This window comes from Bradyrhizobium pachyrhizi (genome assembly GCF_001189245.1).
GTDB lineage: Bacteria > Pseudomonadota > Alphaproteobacteria > Rhizobiales > Xanthobacteraceae > Bradyrhizobium > Bradyrhizobium pachyrhizi.
The window spans coordinates 1-996 of sequence record NZ_LFIQ01000037.1; the positions used below are offsets into that span (position 1 = coordinate 1).

2 protein-coding genes are annotated in these 996 nt (G+C 65.6%); both read right to left on the bottom strand.

Annotation, left to right across the window (positions count from 1 at the left end; all coding sequences use genetic code 11):
* Positions 1-365, bottom strand: a 365-nt coding sequence (locus AKL29_RS04695; RefSeq protein WP_152977434.1) for an NAD-dependent epimerase/dehydratase family protein, incomplete at its 3' end; no start/stop codon positions are given.
* The coding region (locus AKL29_RS04700) for a GDP-mannose 4,6-dehydratase (protein ID WP_152977435.1) at positions 346-996 on the bottom strand (651 nt) is incomplete at its 5' end. The genes AKL29_RS04695 and AKL29_RS04700, both read right to left, overlap by 20 nt.

Consider the following 996-nt stretch of genomic DNA (forward strand, 5'->3'; position numbering starts at 1 on the left):
GGCGCCAGGCGCGGATAGATGCAGGACGAGCCGAAGAACATCAGCTTCTCGCAGCCATTGGCGTGGGCTGCCTGGATCACGTTGCTCGAGATCGCCAGATTGTCGTAGAGAAATTCGGCCCGCAGCGTGTTGTTGGCGACGATGCCGCCGACCTTGGCGGCGGCGAGGAATACGGCCTGCGGCCGCTTCGCGGCAAACCAGGCGTTGACCGCGGTTTGGTCGCGCAAATCGACCTCGCTGCGCGACACCGTCAGGAGATCGGCCTCCTCGCGCGCCAGCCGGCGCATCAGCGCCGAGCCGACCATGCCGCGATGGCCGGCAACGAAGACCGTCTTGCCCTTCAGCTCAAACGCCGTGCTTGCCATTGGCCGCGTCCTGCCTGGCCTCGACGAGATCGCTGGCGACCATTTCCTTCACCAGCTGCGCGAACGGCGTCTTCGGCGCCCAGCCGAGCTTGGCGCGCGCCTTGCTGGCGTCGCCGATCAGAAGATCGACCTCGGTCGGGCGGAAATAGGTCGGATCGATCTGCACCAGGGTGTTGCCGGACACCTTGTCGACACCGACCTCCTCGACGCCCTTGCCGCGCCATTCGATGCTGCGGCCGACCTCGGCAAACGCCAGCTCGACGAACTCGCGGACCGACCGCGTCTCGCCGGTCGCGAGCACGAAGTCGCCGGGCTCGTCCACCTGCAGGATCCTGTGCATGCCCTCGACATAGTCGCGGGCGTGGCCCCAGTCGCGCTTGGCGTCGAGATTGCCGAGATAGAGCTTGTTCTCGAGGCCGACCTCGATGCGGGCAACGGCGCGGGTGATCTTGCGCGTCACGAAGGTCTCGCCGCGAATCGGGCTCTCATGGTTGAACAGGATGCCGTTGCTGGCGAACATGCCATAGGCCTCACGGTAGTTCACCGTGATCCAGTAGCCGTAGAGCTTGGCGACGCCATAAGGCGAGCGCGGATAGAACGGCGTGGTTTCCTTCTGCGGCACCTCCTGCAC